15 protein-coding genes are annotated in these 16615 nt (G+C 44.5%); 3 read left to right on the forward strand and 12 right to left on the reverse strand.

Annotated elements, in window-relative coordinates; genetic code table 11:
* Positions 1-137: 137 nt before the first annotated feature.
* Entirely contained in the window at positions 138-1634 is a 1497-nt protein-coding gene (locus QWZ17_RS03665; protein WP_290303572.1) for a gluconokinase, read from the reverse strand.
* A 98-nt stretch (positions 1635-1732) separates the two neighbouring features.
* Here QWZ17_RS03665 and QWZ17_RS03670 point away from each other — a divergent pair, with 98 nt between their 5' ends.
* Together QWZ17_RS03670 and QWZ17_RS03675 are read left to right on the forward strand one after the other, a co-directional pair.
* Positions 1733-2527, forward strand: coding sequence for a HipA family kinase (locus QWZ17_RS03670; RefSeq protein ID WP_290303573.1), 795 nt, complete (start codon positions 1733-1735; stop codon positions 2525-2527).
* On the forward strand, positions 2508-2888 hold the full coding sequence (locus QWZ17_RS03675) for a DUF3037 domain-containing protein (protein ID WP_290303574.1): 381 nt from the start codon (positions 2508-2510) through the stop codon (positions 2886-2888). The genes QWZ17_RS03670 and QWZ17_RS03675 overlap by 20 nt, the downstream gene beginning before the upstream one ends.
* 141 nt (positions 2889-3029) lie before the next feature.
* On the opposite strand, the gene QWZ17_RS03680 is transcribed toward QWZ17_RS03675, so the two are convergent.
* From QWZ17_RS03680 to QWZ17_RS03690, 3 genes are all read right to left on the reverse strand, one after another.
* Entirely contained in the window at positions 3030-4169 is a 1140-nt protein-coding gene (locus tag QWZ17_RS03680) for a GAF domain-containing protein (protein WP_290303575.1), read from the reverse strand.
* A 239-nt stretch (positions 4170-4408) separates the two neighbouring features.
* On the reverse strand, positions 4409-7141 hold the full coding sequence (locus QWZ17_RS03685) for an alpha-L-rhamnosidase (RefSeq protein WP_290303576.1): 2733 nt from the start codon (positions 7139-7141) through the stop codon (positions 4409-4411).
* Positions 7142-7167: 26 nt separating this feature from the next.
* Entirely contained in the window at positions 7168-7944 is a 777-nt protein-coding gene (locus QWZ17_RS03690; protein ID WP_290303577.1) for a polysaccharide deacetylase family protein, read from the reverse strand.
* Between the two features lie 149 nt (positions 7945-8093).
* Here QWZ17_RS03690 and QWZ17_RS03695 point away from each other — a divergent pair, with 149 nt between their 5' ends.
* Positions 8094-8621, forward strand: a complete 528-nt coding sequence (locus tag QWZ17_RS03695) for a DinB family protein (protein ID WP_290303579.1) — start codon at positions 8094-8096, stop codon at positions 8619-8621.
* Positions 8622-8742: 121 nt separating this feature from the next.
* Here the strand turns inward: QWZ17_RS03695 and QWZ17_RS03700 are convergent, their stop codons facing one another.
* The 8 genes from QWZ17_RS03700 to QWZ17_RS03735 all read right to left on the reverse strand — a co-directional run bounded on the left by QWZ17_RS03700 (position 8743) and on the right by QWZ17_RS03735 (position 16562).
* A complete protein-coding gene (locus QWZ17_RS03700; RefSeq protein ID WP_290303580.1) occupies positions 8743-8952 on the reverse strand; it encodes a hypothetical protein in 210 nt (69 codons plus the stop codon).
* A gap of 275 nt (positions 8953-9227) precedes the next feature.
* The gene (locus QWZ17_RS03705; RefSeq protein ID WP_290303581.1) at positions 9228-10058 is read right to left on the reverse strand and encodes an amidohydrolase family protein; all 831 of its coding nucleotides are present in this window, start codon (positions 10056-10058) and stop codon (positions 9228-9230) included.
* Positions 10051-10896: a fumarylacetoacetate hydrolase family protein gene (locus QWZ17_RS03710; RefSeq protein ID WP_290303582.1), complete on the reverse strand. Its 846-nt coding sequence runs from the start codon at positions 10894-10896 to the stop codon at positions 10051-10053. Before QWZ17_RS03710 ends, QWZ17_RS03705 begins: the two co-directional genes overlap by 8 nt.
* Before the next feature lie 25 nt (positions 10897-10921).
* Positions 10922-11686 (reverse strand): SDR family NAD(P)-dependent oxidoreductase, encoded by a 765-nt coding sequence (locus QWZ17_RS03715; protein ID WP_290303583.1) that lies wholly within the window; start codon positions 11684-11686, stop codon positions 10922-10924.
* A 159-nt stretch (positions 11687-11845) separates the two neighbouring features.
* Positions 11846-13504, reverse strand: a complete 1659-nt coding sequence (locus QWZ17_RS03720; RefSeq protein ID WP_290303584.1) for a UxaA family hydrolase — start codon at positions 13502-13504, stop codon at positions 11846-11848.
* Between the two features lie 108 nt (positions 13505-13612).
* Positions 13613-14959 carry an alpha-L-fucosidase gene (locus QWZ17_RS03725; RefSeq protein WP_290303585.1) on the reverse strand — a complete coding sequence of 449 codons (1347 nt, stop codon included), beginning with the start codon at positions 14957-14959 and terminating at the stop codon, positions 13613-13615.
* 29 nt (positions 14960-14988) lie between these two features.
* Positions 14989-15321, reverse strand: a complete 333-nt coding sequence (locus QWZ17_RS03730; RefSeq protein WP_290303586.1) for an L-rhamnose mutarotase — start codon at positions 15319-15321, stop codon at positions 14989-14991.
* Positions 15322-15689: 368 nt separating this feature from the next.
* Complete coding sequence (locus QWZ17_RS03735) at positions 15690-16562, reverse strand: AraC family transcriptional regulator (protein ID WP_290303587.1); 873 nt, start codon at positions 16560-16562, stop codon at positions 15690-15692.
* Positions 16563-16615 lie beyond the last annotated feature (53 nt).

Here is a 16615-nt window from a genome sequence, read left to right on the forward strand (position 1 = left end):
AAACTTAAATTACATTACCACGAGTTACGCTACGCTAAACTCGCGGCAGCAAAAAGTCTATTGGGAGACGCAAAATATTGCGTCTCTACATTTTTAGCTAAATCGTTTAGCTGATACATTGTTCATCTTAGAGATCCCTACCATGCTAAATCGTTCAACTGATGCATCGATCCTTTCAAATCCTGGTATAGCTTTTTGAAAATCACAAACACCCTGCTGTACAATTCATGATTGTTAAGGTTTGGCTGGATAAAAGTATGATGGGTTACCGAAGTAAGCCTGGCATAATCATCGGAGTATAAAACTTTAGCGGCAAGATAGATAGCACCTACTGCCGACGCGTCTTCATTTTGCAATACAGCCAGCTTTTTCCCGGTAATATCGGCCAGCACCTGCGTCCACACCGCCGAACTTACAAAGCCACCGCTGATGTTTACCTGGGTAATGGTAACCGAGGCGTCCTCTACCGTTTTAAGCACGTTGTACAAAGCAAAACAAACGCCCTCTAACGCGGCCCGTAAAAAATGAGCTTGGGTATGACTTGGTTTAATGTTAATGTAAGCCCCGCTGGTTTTGGTATCCCAGATGGGGGCGCGTTCGCCATACAGGTAAGGTAAAAAGATAAGGCCATCGCTACCGGCGGGTACACTTTCAATGGTTTTAAACAATTGATCGTAATCGGTACCGGAAAGCTGTTCTTTTTGCAGAAAGTTTTTGAGCAGCCAGTTAATGGCAATGCCCCCGTTATTTACCGCGCCGCCGCAAACATAGGTTTGCTCATTAAGCAGGTAATTAAAGGTCATGCCCTCAAAATTGTAAACCGGTTTAGCGCTGGTAATCCTTACCGCGCCGCTGGTACCAATGGTAAGGGCCGCGATGCCCGGTCCGGTGGTATGGCTACCCAGGTTGGCACAGCAGCCATCACTTGCGCCGGCAAAAAATTTAGTATCTACTGAAATGTTTAGCAAAGCTGCTAAATCGATATTTAGGCCTTCCCGATAGTAGGTGGTGTTTACAGGTGCAGATAATTTATCGGTTTCAATGCCAGCCAACGCGCAAGCTTCCATACTCCACTCCAGCTTCAAAATATCAAACAATCCCATTGCCGAGGCGATAGAATAATCAACCTCAAAAACATTAAACAGCTTGAACCATATAAACTCTTTGATGCCGATAAACTTATGCGATTTGTTAAAAAGCGATGGGTTATTTTCCCTTAGCCATATCAGCTTACACAAAGGCGACATGGCATGTATGGCGGTGCCTGTAGTACGATAGATTTCCTCTGCTCCGGCAGATTCTCTCAATGTTTGCGCGATGTCCTCGCTTCTTGAATCGGCCCAGGTTATCATGGGGGCCAGCGGCGCGCCTGCTTTATCAACAGGAATAATGCTATGCATAGCGCTGCTAAAGCTTACCGCCACGGGGGCATAGCCAATTTTCAAAACAATATCCTGCACGCATTTTACAAAGGCATTCCAGATCATCAGCGGGTCTTGCTCGCTGTAACCTGGTTGGGGAATATTGATACCGTAATGTTGTTGCGTTATCCCCAGTGAAGCACCCTTTAAGGTAACCGCCACAGCTTTGGTGCTGCCGGTACCAATGTCTATTCCTAAAATATATGCCTGCATATGATTATTGGCACAAAATAGGATTTATCTTTGGCACAAGGCAAATAAACATCACATTACCGTTTTCTGAAAAATTTGCCCTAATTTTCGCCCATTCTATGAATTACACTCCACCACAACTACGCACCATTAACGTAATTCGCTACGTAACGCCCTTACGTGAGGGTGGCTCGTTACCGGCTATTGCCGAGGGTGATGATGAGTTTTTATACGTACTGAAATTCAGGGGGGCCGGCCAGGGCGTTAAAGCATTGATTGCCGAACTGATTGGCGGCGAAATTGCCCGCCTGTTGGGCCTGAAAATCCCCGAACTGGTATTTGCCAACCTTGATGCCGCCTTTGGCCGCTCGGAGGCCGATGAAGAGATCCAGGACCTGCTTAAATTTAGCGTTGGTTTAAATCTGGCTCTACATTACTTGTCGGGGGCCATCACTTATGATCCCGTAGTAAACACGCTCGATGCCAAATTAGCATCGCAGATTGTTTGGCTGGATTGCTTATTAACCAACGTTGACCGCACGCCCCGCAATACTAACATGCTGATGTGGCATAAAGAACTTTGGCTAATTGACCATGGCGCGGCCCTTTATTTCCATCACTCCTGGCATAACTGGGGAGAATCGGCTAAACGTCCGTTTGTGCAGATTAAAGACCATGTGCTGCTGCCGCAAGCTTCTTTATTAGATGAGGTAGATGCCGAATTTAGAGAGATCTTAACGTCAGAGCGTATCAGCAACATTGTTAACCTGATCCCTGATGATTGGTTGACCGACGACTCTGGCAATGGCACGCCAGCCGAGCGTAGGAACGTTTATACCCAATTTTTAATAACCCGTATAGCATCATCTGCTATATTTATAAAAGAAGCCCAACATGCCCGATCTGTTATTTGAGTACGCCGTAATTCGCGTTGTACCCAGGGTAGAGCGTGAAGAGTTTATTAATGTAGGCGTGATAGTTTACTGCCCCAAACAAAAGTTTTTAAAGGCCATGCTGCACCTTGATGCCGCCCGCGTTACCGCGCTGGCCCCCGCTTTAGATTTTGACTGCCTTAAAGATAATATAGCCTCATTAGAGCGCATTACCAACGGCGACCCAAATGGCGGCCCTATCGCCCGGTTAGATCAACCATCGCGCTTCCGTTGGCTTACAGCAACGCGCAGCACTGTGGTACAATCATCAAAAGTGCACCCGGGATTATGTACCAATGCAGAGGCTACGTTAGTGAAGTTGTTTGAGCAGTTGGTGGTGTAGGCGATGATTACGCCATAGCAAGCGGTAGATCCCAGATTTACGAAGTTTTAAAAACTTCGTAAATCTTTCGTCGCTTAGTCATTCCGACTGAACAGGCTGCCGGATTTCACCACTCTTGTCGATATGGTTCAGAATAGAACGCTATTCCTCTTTCCCTTCCACCCCGCCTATCACGTTGCTATCTATCTGCCCTATTATCTTGCGGATTTTATCATCTAACATATAAATGGCTTTTTCCATAAAATGAAAATGCAGGGGCTGCGCGGTGTAATCTTCCTCTTTGATAAGATTCATGAGGCCCATAATGGTGGTTAGCGGACCACGAAACTCGTGGGCCTGAATATGGGCTATATTTACCAGCGACTGGTTTTGTTCGATGATCTTTTGCTCGCGTATTTGCCGGTCTGTTACATTACGGATGATGTACGATATACCAACAATATCATTGTATTTATCGCGGGCAGGCTCAAAGGTAGCTTCCCACCAAATGATGCCGAGTTTGCCGTAATCGGTTGATCCTACTTCATTTGAGATATGACCTTTGAGCGCCAGGTAGTATCTATCAAGGTAAGTTTCTACAAATGATGGGGCGATATAGGTTTCAAGCTGATCGCCGCGTTTCATGTCAACTCCATGGGCGGCCTTTACAAAGTTGAAAGCGGTTTTATTAAAATCGATGATCTCGCCGTTTTTACCCAGCAATACATGAAAATTGGTGGAGCTTTCAAAAAAAGAGCGCAGCCTGATACTGGCGTCATCAATAAATTCGCGTTGTATCTCTACCTCTTTTTGGTTGCGTTTCAGAATTTTTTCACCAAGCTTAAGTTCCATCACCTTCATTACCTGCTTTGCCAATATCCTCAGTATTAATTGCTGCTGGTCGGTAAGTTGGTGTGGCACGGTATCAATAACGCAAATAGTGCCAATTTTATGTCCGTTGGAATTTATCAGCGCGGCACCTGCATAAAACCGAACGCCGGGTTCGCCGGTAACCATCGGGTTATTTACAAAGCGTTCATCAAGCAAAACATCCGGCACCACCAAAACATCATCCTGCTGCAGAGTGTGGGTGCAAAAACTCAGCGGCCGTAAAACAATATGGGCATCCACACCTTTGCGAAGCTTAATATATTGCCTATGCTCATCTAAAAGCGTAATAAGTGCGATGGGCGTTTTGCAAACATCGGCCATTAGCTCAATCACCTCCTGTAATTCCCTATCAGTCTCCAGGTCGAGATCAAGAAAATTCGCAACAGCGGGTAAACCGTTATCTACTATCATATCATTTTAATCGCGGGCGCAATGTTAGGGGTGTTTTACGCAAGCTGCATCGCCAAAACAAATATTTTAATTTTAGCGATACAAGATAATATTTAGCAAGATAAAAAACGTTTCGGTTTTGTTGTTTTTTTGACATTTATTAAAATTAAGCCTATTGTGAAAGTAAAGACGTAGTTAAAGCACATAAAAAAGCCCCGTTAAAACCGAATTTTAACGGGGCTCAAAATAATTGATATTGTTTATTTGGCCTTCACCGACTCTTTCACCGCCGCCCAGGGATAAGTAAATGTATACTCGCCTGAACCAAGCTGAACGGTTACCCCATCTGCATCTGTTACTGGCGAACCTGTCAATGCCTTACCATCCTGTTTAACATCTTCTGTATGGGCTTGTGGCAGGGTAAGCGCGGCCGTTGTATTAACCGGTACTATTACATGAACCTGCATCTGATTGTCTTTTACATCCCAGGCAGATAGGATTTGCCCGTACATGGTTTCGAGTGTGGCTTTGGCGAATGTAAACTTAGCGGTAGGTTCCGGTTTTAAAATTATCTGTTTATAACCCGGTTTACCAATTTGAATCCCGGTTACGTTTTGGTACATCCAATCGCCAACGGCACCGTATGAGTAATGGTTAAAGGAGTTCATGCTTTTGTCCTGAAACGTGCTATCGGTTTTAATACCGTCCCAGCGTTCCCAGATGGTTGTAGCCCCCATTTTTACCGGGTATAACCACGATGGATATGTTTTTTGCAACAACAGGTCATAAGCTACCTTGGTATGCCCGTTTTGCGATAACACCTGGCATAAATAAGGCGTACCTAAAAAACCGGTAGAAAGGTGGTTATTACGGCTGCGCACATCCTCAACCAAATAAGCGGCTGCTTTACTTTTCAGGCTATCGGGCATCAGGCCAAACTTAAGGGCCAAAACGTAGCCGGTTTGCGAGTCGGCAAAAATGCGTCCTGTTGGAGTTATATAGTTACGGATAAAGGCTTTTTTAATTGATTCAAAAATATCGCCGTATTTCTTTTCGTCGGCAGTGTTACCTAAGGCGGCGGCAGATTGGCTTAGCAATTTGGCAGAGTACGCGTAAAAGGCCGTAGCGATAAAATCTGGGTTCGTGTAGCCATTTGGTTCAGAAAAATCGTAAATGCCGGGGCGATAAAACAGCCAGTCGCCAAAAACGCTGCCGCCCTTCCAGATGCGGCTTTCTCCTGCGCTTTTTACCATTTTATCAACATAAGCTTTCATGCTTGGGTATTGCGTTTGCAGGATGCGCTTATCGGCATAAACCTGGTACATCGTCCACGGTACAATAACAGATACATCGCCCCAGCCGGCAGATGTAGCGTGGTTGGTTTGCAAAACATCTGGCACCACAAAAGGGATACCGCCATCGGCAAACTGATCGGCAGCTACATCCTTCATCCATTTGGCAAAAAATGGCGCTACATTCATGTTATAAGCAGCCGTACGGCTAAACACCTGGGCGTCGCCCGTCCAGCCCAAACGCTCATCACGCTGCGGACAATCTGTAGGGATATCCACAAAATTACCCTTTTGGCCCCACTGAATGTTGTGCTGTAGTTTGTTGATCATGGTATCTGAACAAGTAAACTGCCCGGTGGCGGCCATATCTGAGTGTACCACTACAGCGGTAAAGTTTTCGGGCTTAATCTCGCCGGGGAAACCATCAATGGCTATATACCTGAAACCAAAAAATGTAAAGTGCGGTTCGTGAATTTCGGTACCGCCTCCTTTAAGGGTATAGTTGAGTGTGGCGGTGGCACTGCGCAGGTTTTCGGTATAAAACTCGCCAAATTTATCCAGCACCTCGGCATGTCTTACCCTAATGTGCGTACCGGCGGGGCCGTTAACCTTAAGGCGTACCCAACCGGTCATATCCTGCCCAAAATCTATAATCTGCGTACCTTTTGGGCTTTTAAAAATACCGATGGGCTTTAATTCTGCAATGCGACGCACCGGTACGCTTTGTACGCCAACCAATATTTTTTTATCGGCATTAATAACATCAACAGGCATCCAGGCGGCATCATTAAAACCTTTGGCTGCCCAGCCGGGTATTTCTTTACGGGCATCATAATCCTCGCCATCGTAAATACCATTAAGCGTTACCGGGCTGTTTTGAGTGGCTTTCCATGATCCATCAGAATTAACTACAGCTGTTGAGCCATCGGTATAGGTAATTTGCAGCTGGCATAATAAAGCCAATTTTTTGCCCCAAAAGCCCCAGTTGCTTTTATAGGCAAGTTCGCCTTTAAACCAGCCTTCGCCAATCATGGCACCAATTACGTTATCGCCGGGCTGCAGCATGGCGGTTACATCGTATACCTGGTATTGCAGACGTTTTTTATACTCTGTCCAGCCGGGAGTAAGTTGTTGGTCGCCTACTTTATTGCTGTTAATGTATAATTCATATAAACCGCGGGAAGTAGCATACACCCGGGCCGAGGCTATTTTCTTTGTGGTACTGAACGGCTTGCGCAGCATCAGGGCCGGTTGTAAACGATTGCTATCCTGTTTGGGCTGAATCCAGCTGGCCGTCCAGTCGGTGGTATTAAAAAAGCCCGTTTCAAAATAGGCAGGTTTACTCCAGGCAGAGGCGTGACCATGGTTATCCCATATTTTTACACGCCAGTAATAACGTGTGGCCGATTTTAAAGCAGCGCCGTTATAGGTAATCAGTACCGACGAATCTGAACTAACCTTACCGGTATTCCAAACCGTTTTTGCCGACGAAAAAGAGGCATCTGTAGATACAACAATGGTGTAGGCCTCTTGTAAGGTATTCTTTTGGCCTGTTGCTATCTTCCAGCTTAACCGGGGATGGGAAATATCCATACCGATTGGATTAACCAGGTATTCGGCAGTTAAACTTTCAACAATGGGGGTTTGCGCCAGGCAAACAACAGGCAAAATAAATAGCAGGCAGGTTAAAATACGTTTCATGATTATAATTGGAGAAACCAATGTTATCAATTGTGATTTGCAGCGGCAACCCCATCCATCCCCTGCTGAAAAGTGGTTACTTCAATTTCATCCTGGTGTTGTTTTAAATAGGCCAGTAACTGCCTGTGCGCCGCTGCCGGCGTGGTAATGTAATCGCCGCCAACGCCATGAAACATCAACACACCGGCAATACCGCTTTGCTGTACCTTTTTAACGTAAGCTATGAGTTCATCGCCGGTAACACCCGCAGGCACTCCCCAGGCCGGTACCAGTAAAGGATCTATCTTTGTACCGGCAGTTATAATGGCATCGTCCCCCCCGCCTATGCGGGCATATTTAACTAAACCCGCCTTCCTCAACGAGTCGACATAATTTACGCCACCAACCGAAACTTCGGTACACGGGTAAGCGTAAGTGCGCGGCCCTGTTTTGCCATCCACCGCGAACAAAAGGTTATTCATTTCGCCAATTTCACGGATCATCATATATACCGTATAAGCGCCCGAGTTATTTGCCTGGTTGGCTTTTACTGTGGTAAGCAGGCAAGGATGATAAAGAGAATGGTTAGCCAGTTCGTGTCCTTTTAAAGCCGCCTGCCGCCATTGCGGGATGTTGACCTTATTAATATTCCCCATAAGGAAAAAAGTACCTTTAAAACCCATAGAATCCAGTTGTGGTATGGCGATGTTTAACTGGGAAGCTATAGCGTCATCGTAGGTAAGCATGATCACCACTTTTTTGCGTTGCTGGGCATTGGCCAGACTGCTATAAATTAACAATAGCACTAATAATAATTTCCTCATAACATTGGTTAATAATTGCTTAAATATAAGCTACGGGATGATAAATTGATCGATGATAAAATTTATTTTCCGTCCCTGAAAACCTGCTGACATAGGGCTGTCACTACGCTGTTGTTACTTTGAATCATAATCAAAAAACAAAAAAAGCTATGGAAATCATCCCAATGTTATTAAAGGAACTGGAGCAGGAAGCCCAAACCACCCGTAAAATGCTTGAAATTGTACCGGCAGATAAATTTAAATGGCAGCCACACCCTAAAAGCATGAATATTGAAACACTTGCCATTCATATTGCCGATGTACCCAACTGGGTTGCACTTGGCGTACACACCGATGGACTAAACTTTGCCGAAAGCCCTTACAACCCGGGCAAAGCAGAAACAACCCAGGATTTACTGGACATTTTTGAAAAATCACTGGCCCAGGGAAAGGCCGCTTTGGAAAGCACTACCGAAGAAGAGTTATTAAAACCCTGGATATTAAGCAATGGCGACCAGGTTTTACAACGTTATAACAAAATTGGCGTCATCAGGGTAGCGTTGTGCCAGCAGGTACATCACCGCGCGCAATTGGGTGTATTTTTACGCTTGCTCGATATTCCCATCCCCGGCAGCTACGGCCCGAGCGCCGATGAATTAAGCGGAGCATATAAGGCAGATTTAGTATCAAGTAATTAGTAGTAAGTATCAAGTAGTAAGACAGGAACCAGTAAGACAAGAAAAAATCTTACTACTTGATACTACAAACGCAAAACGGGCTGTCCTTAAATAAGGACAGCCCGTTTTGCATTTGTCTGGATTAGTACCGGTGTTTTGATAGCTTATCCTGATTAATTTCTTCCAGGAAACCATTCTCGTTGATGGCGTAACGGGCGTAGGTGGTATCAGTATCAATTCTGTATTTGGTAACTTTTTTGGGCTTTTTACGTGTGGTTCTGGCACGTATAATTAATATAGGCAGAATAACTACGGCAAGCAGTGCGGCGATTTGGAATAAAATAATATGCATAACGTTTAAAATGAAATATTGTGAATGCACATCTATAACTTAACAAAAGGGAAAAGGTTTACTTACCGGGTTGTTATTTTAGCTGTGAACATTAATTTACATAGCTAATTATGTGCCAATATTTTATTAACGCCGCATATCCCCCTTATGTTACACCATATTGATAATAAAGCTTGTTTATATAAACCAAAAAGGCTTAAACTGACGGGGTTATGACAAGCCGCCAGGTTTAAGCCTTTACATATTAAATCGCTATTTTCCCGTTTTGAGGACGATTATAAGCCATAAAACGAAATAGCGTTACCGCCCCAAAAAAGATGCTGCTGGGCATCGGTAAGCTTAGTACAATACTGCTGTATAATTTGCATGGTAGCATGGTAACCACCGGCCAGCAAACAAACCGGCCAATCGGAACCAAACATTACCCGGTTGGGGCCAAATGCGTTGAAAACCACATCAAGATAGGGTGTAAAATCTTCTGGCTTCCAGTTAGTCCAGTCGGCTTCGGTAAGCATGCCCGATACTTTGCACATTACATTTGGATACTTAGCAAGGGCCTCAATATCTTTTTGCCAGGCTTCAATTTCCCCTGCTTTGATGGGCGGCTTGGCCAAATGATCTACCACAAATTTTTGGTTAGGAAATTCTGCCACCAATTGAGCAGCGTAGGGTAAATGCTGAGGAAAAATCAGAATATCGTACGTATATCCATACTTCTGTAATGCACCTATCCCCTTTTTAAAAGAAGGGTGAAGCATGTATTGCACGTCGGGCTCTGATTGCAGCACATGCCGGAAGCCTTTCAGCTTTTGGTGTTGCTGATAAGCCTGCAATTTTGCTTCAAGGTCATCGGCTTTTAAATCAACCCAACCTACTACCCCTTTTATAAAAGGGCTTGCAGTGGCATGCTCCAGCAAAAAGTGGGTTTCATCGTCGGTTTGGCTGGCTTGTACCGCTACACAGCCATCAATACCATGCTGCTGTAAAACGGGCAACAAATCAACCGGCGAAAAATCGCGTTTGATAGCCGGCATCGAATCATCAATCCAACTATCCCTAACGGGATCAAAAATCCAAAAATGCTGGTGCGAATCAATTTTAAGCATACGCTACCAAAGTTTGTTTTTGATCGCCAAGGCCATCAATACCTAACTCCATCACATCGCCGGCTTTAAGGTAAACCGGTGGTTTCATACCCAGGCCAACACCTGCAGGTGTACCTGTAGAAATCACATCGCCAGGTAACAGCGTCATGAACTGACTTGTGTATGAAATTACCTGCGCAAGGTTAAATATAAAGTTTGATGTAGTGCCATATTGCATAATTTCGCCATTCACTTTTAACCAAAGGTGCAGGTTATGCGGATCTTCAATTTCATCGGTCGTTGCTAAAAACGGACCAAATGGCGCAAAGGTATCGCAGCCTTTACCTTTATCCCAGGTGCCATTACGCTCTAACTGAAACTCGCGCTCAGATACATCATTGTGCAGCATGTAACCGGCTACATAGCTCAGGGCATCGGCCTCATCAACATATGAAGCTTTTTTGCCGATAACCACAGCCAGCTCAACCTCCCAATCGGTTTTTACCGAATTTTTAGGGATCACCACATTATCATTAGGACCAACTATGGCACTGGTAGCCTTCATAAAAACAACAGGCTCTGGCGGCAGCGGCGCGTTGGTTTCATGCGCGTGATCGGCATAGTTTAAACCAATGCAAATAATTTTTGACGGGCGCGCAATCGGGCTGCCTAAACGTACGCCTGCCGCGACTTCGGGCAATTCAGCACCTTTAATAAAAGCAGCTAAACGGCTTAAACCGTCGGTTTCAAAAAATTGCTCGGTATAATCTTCGCCAAAGGCAGATGTATCGTATTTTTTATCGTAAAGGATCACTCCTGTTTTTTCTTTGCCGATCTCGCCAAATCTGATAAGCTTCATTATATATGGGATTAAAATTCTTGTTTTAATTGTTAAGGGTGATAAAGCCGCCATCGATAGGGTAATCGGTACCGGTGATGAAACCAGCTTCATCCGAACATAGATAAAGTGCCAAAGCGGCTACTTCTTCTGATTTGCCCATCCGGCCTATCGGCTGGCTTTTTGATAGTTTTTCAAAAATCTCGGCTTCTTTGCCGGCGTAGTTTTTGGCGATGAAACCATCTACAAACGGCGTATGGATACGGGCCGGCGAAATGCAATTGCAACGGATGTTGTCATGCAGATAATCGCGCGCCACAGATAAGGTCATGGCATGAATAGCTCCTTTACTCATCGAATACGCAAACCTATCGGTAATACCTACACTGGCAGCTATAGATGCCGTGTTGAGAATAACACCACCGCCATTGGCCTTTAACGCCGGGATCACCGCGTAAAGGCAGTTATAAGCCCCCTTTACGTTCACGTTAAATACTCGCTCAAAATCGGCAGTGCTGGTGTTATCTGCCCGACCTATGTGGGCAATGCCGGCGTTATTAATCAAAATATCTATTCGGCCAACTTTGGCAAAAGTATCTACAACCTGCTGCTGATCGCTCACATCGCAGGCATAACCAGTGGCTTTACCGCCGCCTGCTTCAATCTCGGCAACAGTATCCGCAGCCGCTTTATCATTAAGTTCGATGATATGCACAATGGCACCCTGCTGCGCAAACAATATTGACATTGCCCGGCCTATCCCGCTGCCACCACCGGTTATTACTACTGATTTATTGGTTAGTTTGAACATATTGTTATGTTAAATTAAGCTGTCATCCTGAGGAACGAAGGATCTATTAATGAACTTTGCACATTGAATATGCATATCGTAAAATAGATGCTTCGTTCCTCAGCATGACAGGTGGTAAATATTTCTTAAAGCCTCCCTACCGGGGAGGCTCTGCGCTTCTTACAGCGACACTCCCCTCTTCCACGGTATAAAATCATCCTGGCCAAGCTTTACCGATTTTGGCTCGGCTTCGCCGCTGGCAACTTTAATAACGTAATCTAAAATACGTTCGCCGGCTTGCGGAATGGTTTCATCACCTTCAATGATGGTACCGCAATTGATATCGATGATATCGGGCATGCGCTCATAAAGTATCGTATTGGTTGATAGCTTTACTACCGGTGCAATAGGGTTGCCCGTTGGGGTACCAAGGCCTGTTGTAAACAATACAATGTTTGCGCCCGAGCCTACTTCGGCAGTGGTGCTTTCAACATCGCTGCCGGGGGTGCAAAGCAAGTTAAGCCCTGGTTTGGTTACCTTTTCTGGATAATCTAAAACCGCGGCCACCGGCGATGTGCCACCCTTTTTTGCTGCCCCTGCCGATTTAATAGCGTCGGTGATCAAGCCATCGCGGATATTACCCGGCGACGGGTTAGCGTAAAAGCCCGAGCCATCTGCCTCGGCTTTGGCGTTATAGGTGGTCATCAGTTGCATAAAGCGGTTGGCGGTTTCCTCGTCGGTACAACGGTCGCTCAATTCCTGCTCAACGCCGCAAAGCTCCGGAAACTCGGCCAAAATTACCGAGCCACCCATGGTAACCAGCAAATCTGATACATAACCTAAAGCAGGATTTGCAGATATGCCAGAGAAACCATCAGAGCCACCACATTCCATACCAATACATAATTTTGATAAAGGTGCCGGCTGCCTGCTTGTTTCATTGGCTTGTACCAAACCCGCGAAGGTTTGTTTAAGCGCCTGTTTCAACAATTCGCTTTCGGTACCCAGTTTTTGTTGCTCTAAAACTACCATTGGCTTGTTGAAGGCAGGGTCGCGTTTGGCGATTTCGGCTTGCAATATACTTACCTGCGCGTGCTGGCAGCCCAGGCTTAGCACCGTAGCACCGGCCACGTTGGGATGGGTAATATAGCCTGCAATTAAGCCGCAAAGCGCGTCGGAGTCATCTTTGGTTCCGCCACAGCCCATGCTATGGTTAAGGAATTTAATACCATCAATATTTTTAAATAAACGCTTGGAGTTTGGTTTATCGGCACTGGCCTGGATATCGGCATTTAAAATTTCTTCTACCGATTTACCGGCCTGGTACAGCTCCATCAGTTGCTCTACATCACCCTCGTAGCTCTTGGCTTTTTTGTAGCCCAGTTTATCAACCAAAGCCTCCTTTAATACCTGGATGTTGCGGTTTTCGCAAAACACCAAAGGCACAACCACCCAATAATTGGCGGTACCTACCGAGCCATCAGCACGGTGGTAGCCGTTAAAGGTTTTGCCTTCAAAATTGGCCGTATCGGGCTGGTGCCAGTTTAATTTACGTTCGCCCAAACGGTAACCATCAGATGCGTGATGCACATTGGCGGTAGTAAGCACACCGCCTTTTGGTATAGTACTGCTGGCTTTGCCAACCAAAACGCTGTACATATAAATTTCGGCGCCTTCTTTTAGTTCGTTAATGGCAAATTTGTGTTTGGCTGCTACCCTATCAACCAACGGAAAGCTTTCGCCCTCAAAATTGATGAGGGTACCTGCCTCCAGGTTTTGCAGAGCAACCAGCACATTATCATGCGGATGGATTTTTAAAAATGTTTCTTTTTGCGACATTGTTTTGTTAGTTCATAGATCATGGTTAATGGTTCATAGTACATAGTGGCGAGTTTATTCTTTTCAATAAATCGGCTATGAACTATGAACCATCAACTATGAACCAAATTAGTTAAGCGATAATTCAATCACCGGAATCTCATATGGAGGTTTAGCCGGCATAGTTATCTCCAGATCATCAGATCCGGATGGTTTGTACAAAAGTTCTGAATGGTCATTCAAAAATTGCGCGTATTTTATTTTACCCGCGTAGCCTGGTAATACCAGCTTGCCCTTAGGGTAATCAAATAACTGCACATATAATTTTTTAGTTGCTTTATTGTAAGTCAGTTTAGTGCCTTCGGGTACTTTATAAGTGTCGGGAGCATAAGTGCAGTTGTAAATAGACTGATCATTGGCGTGCATCCAGTAAGCCAGGCTATCCAACGCGTTTTTTGCGCGATAATCAAATTCGCCACGGGCTGTTGGGCCAACATTCAATATCAGGTTACCACCATTACTTACCGATGTAATTAACAGATCAAGCAGCTGGCGATGTGTTTTCCAGGTATTTTCATCGCGATAATATCCCCATGAGCCAGAGAACGTTTGGCAGGTTTCCCAGGTTTTGCCACGGTATTTGGCCAGTTCGGCAGTGCTTACCTGCTCTGGCGTTTCAAAATCGGCACCATCTTTATATTCTTCCAGGTTAAGGCGGTTATCTACAATGATGCCGGGTTGTAATTTTCTGATCAGTTTTAACAGTTCAACAGAACCCCATTCATCTTTGCCTTTACCATGTCCGTCTGCATGTGGGAAAGAAAAATCGAGCCAAAGCACATCTATTTTACCGTAGTTGGTTAACAGTTCGGTAATTTGATTACGCATATATTGGCGATACTTAGCCATGTCCCTGTTTTTATTCAGTTTGGCATAGGAGGCATCGCTTTTATCAGCAGGCGATTGCGGGTGAATTTCATCGATAGTATAATCGGGGTGATGCCAGTCTAACAACGAATAATAAAAGCCTACTTTTAAGCCTTGCGCACGGAAAGCATTTACGTATTCGCGCACCAGATCGCGTTTGGCTTTGGTGTTTGGTGCTTTATAGTCGGTATATTTTGAATCGAACAGGCAAAAGCCTTCATGGTGTTTGGTGGTAAGCACCGCGTAGCGCATACCTGCCGCCTTTGCCGATTTTGCCCATTTATTAGGGTCGAAATAATCGGGGTTAAACTGGTCGAAATATTTCTGATATCCGGCGTTATCAATCTTTTCATTATGCTTTACCCATTCATGCCTTGCCGCGCCGGAGTACAATCCCCAGTGAATAAACATCCCAAAGCGGCTATCTTTCCACCACTCCATCCGTTGATCTTTTTGAGCATCGGTTTCAGTACCGATCATTTTTTGTGCCGATACTGATGATACAACCATCAATATAAGCAGGCTTAGCAATTGAAGTTTTTTAAGCATGAGGTTTATGTTTGTTTAATTGGTTAGCGCTATAAAGAAAAAATTTGATCCATTAAAACCCATTTCTCGCCTTTTTGAGCTCCCTTTACGGCGGCCTGGTATTTCCACATCAGGTTTTCCCATTCCTGCACTTTGGGGTTGGCAGCGTCGGCAGCCCCCTTTTTGTCAAAGCTAAAGGAGTCATCGGTTTCCATAATCATAAACAGGCGCACATCAAAACGGTAAATTTCCATGTGGGTGATGCCGTAATCGGTAATGCTTTTGTAAATCTCGGGCCAGATAGCTTCATGGTATTTTTCATATTCGGCAATAAGACTGGCGTCGTCAACCAAATCAAGCGTTAAACAATATCTGCGACCCATAAATAGATTAGATTGGTTATACAAAGAAATAAAGTTTACAGCTAAATAGTTAGCCAAATCATGTCAAAACATTCAGCTTTTTTGGCATGATGCCTCACCTAAATCCTCTTCAAAGGAGAGGACTTTAAAATATTTGTGGGAGATGGATAGTCCAATATATTGCATGCGGCCTCAGGGTCCTTTTTCAAAGAGACCCTGAGGAGACTTTGAATTAATCTGAATCAGAATTTGAGAATTTACAGAATGAAAAGATTCGCATGGTGTTATTTTCGCTTTTACAATCTGAGGTTTGTTTCAAATTGTAATTGAACGAGGGCATAGCATTCTGCTAATTCTAAAATTCTGTAAATTCTGATTCAGACAGCTCCCTACGGCGTTTTAGTAAACTCCTTTTGATACATCAGCGGGCTTTTGCCTGTTACCTGCTTAAAATGCTTATGAAAGGTTGAGAAATTGTTAAAGCCGCTATCGTAGCACAACTGCTTAATGTTCAACTTATCTTCTATCAGCAACTTGCAGGCATGGCCTACCTTTATTTCAATAATAAATTGTGAGAAAGTTTTACGGGTTTTGGTTTTAAAATAACGGCAAAATGAGTTGGAACTTACACCTGCAATTTCGGCAATTTCATCCAGGTAAATCTTTTTGCGGAAATTTTGCATCGAGTATTCGTAGATATTGTTGAGCCGGTCGTTTTCAGAGTCGTTATGATCGTACTTAAACCCGATGGATGCCAGGTAGGCCGATGGTGTGTTGGTTGCAATGGTGTTGAGCGCCTTTAGCAGCATAATAATACGTTCGGCACCATCGGTATTAAGCATGGCAGCCATTTGCGCGGCTACTTTTTCTTTGGTGATGCCGGTAATTTGCAGCCCACGTTTTGATTTTTCGAGCAACACTTTAATCAACTTATTTTCGGGCAGTTGTAAAAAAGCATCGCCCCAAAAGTTTTCGCAAAAATGCACTACATAGGTATCAACCCCTTCGGTATCGTTTTGGTTAAAATAAGCATCGTCAAAACGCCAGTAATGCGGCAGATTTGAACCAACCAAAACCATATCGCCGGCTTTAAATTGCTTAATACTATCGCCAATAAACTGTGTCCCCCTACCCTTTTTAAGGTAAATAAGTTCCAGTTCGGGGTGGCAATGCCAACGGTTATTAATATCGGGCAATACATCGTGCCTAACGCTAAAAGAGTGCGCAGGGCCCGAAGATACTTTAAGCAATAAAGGCTTCATTCAGCTTATTTTACAATTGATTGGATAAATGTAATGATTTATTGTAAAAAAAG

Source organism: Mucilaginibacter flavus (assembly GCF_030409315.1).
Classification (GTDB): Bacteria; Bacteroidota; Bacteroidia; order Sphingobacteriales; family Sphingobacteriaceae; genus Mucilaginibacter; species Mucilaginibacter flavus.